Consider the following 1,329-nt stretch of genomic DNA (forward strand, 5'->3'; position numbering starts at 1 on the left):
GATTTATTTTTTTCTCTGCATTATCAATCGCATGCTTGTAATCATCTGCAAGAGCAATATACATCTCACTTTGAGACTTTGAAGAAACCCAGTCTCTAACTTCATCATCAACAGCTATTTTTCCTATAGAGGAGAAATTAGAAGCCGTGACCAAAAACCACCAAGAAAGGAATGTAAAAGACAATAAAAGTAAAAGAATTAAGATAAGTAAGATCTTTAAACCATTAGATAATTCTGTAAAAAGCTCATCTGAAAAAGAAGTAGTAGAAAAAGCTACAATACCAGCAAGCAAAATATTTACGATAGCAATTAAACGCCCGATTTTTTCATCAAGACGATTAGCCCTCAAAAGTTCATCCCGATATTCATCATGTGCAACTTTAAAGTAAAGTTTAGAACACTCTAAAAAGTCCTCATCGCGTTCCAAATCATTATTAGTAAGACCCACAAAAAATCCCCTCGAGATTAAAAACAGAAGGCTGTTATCTGATAAGGCTATTGTCCCACCCCTAACCAACGTCGGACAGTCTTACGGTCGACCTCCAGTTGTTTTGCTATCTGGGTATTGTTCATGCCGTTAGCTTTCAGCTGTATTGCCTGTTCACGCTTTACTGAATAAGCCAATCCTTTGGCTTTACCACCCTTTGCTCCGCGCACTGCTTGTACGGCGCTGAACTCTCCATAGCTAAAACGCTGCCACACCCACTTAGCAATGCTCTTTGCTGTCGCTTTTACTTCGCTATAAGGTAAGGGTTGTTCAAACCCGCTGTTAATCGCTTCTATTTGCGCTCTGACGGCCTTTTCCCACTCAAGGCTAGTGTTATGGTGCATATAGTCTCTAATGGCCTTATACGCCCAATGACGGCCCTTCTCGAACATTGTAACGTTACGTCCTAAGCCGACAACTTCGAGCTTCTTCGGAATCCGCTTAGGTAGGTCAACAAAGTCCGCTAGGTAGTCCAGGGAATAAGCCCGCTCTGTCCAGAACGTGGTTCGCCATTGAGGATGTAAGGGGTTCTTGGTAATGAGGTGAGAATAGTTGCGATCTGCCCCCATTTTGAGCGCATAGGCATAGTAAACCGCCTGGGCATACTTGATTGCCTTAATGCTGGAAAAGTCGCTGGTACAAAGCGGTATCTCCAGCTTGTAGCAATGATGGCTATGACCATTAACAGGGTTTTGAGTAGTCCAAAAGGGTTTAGGTAAACCGGCATCAAACCAGGATAAAGCGGCATCTTCTTTGTCATCGTCAAAGACAAAGTAAATTGTGGTCAGGGGTGAATTTATCTGAATGTAGGGCTTTTTAACCGCGATGGATTTAGTACGGAT

General features: G+C 42.3%; 2 protein-coding genes. Both read right to left on the bottom strand.

Annotated features, from left to right (window positions below; all coding sequences use genetic code 11):
* The coding region (locus tag FTV43_RS15500) for a hypothetical protein (protein WP_179995840.1) at positions 1–448 on the bottom strand (448 nt) is incomplete at its 3' end.
* 47 nt (positions 449–495) lie between these two features.
* A partial coding sequence (locus tag FTV43_RS15505; protein WP_179995841.1) for a replication initiation protein occupies positions 496–1,329 on the bottom strand: 834 nt, incomplete at its 5' end.

Source organism: Acinetobacter sp. YH16053 (genome assembly GCF_013417035.1).
GTDB classification, from domain to species: Bacteria; Pseudomonadota; Gammaproteobacteria; order Pseudomonadales; family Moraxellaceae; genus Acinetobacter; species Acinetobacter towneri.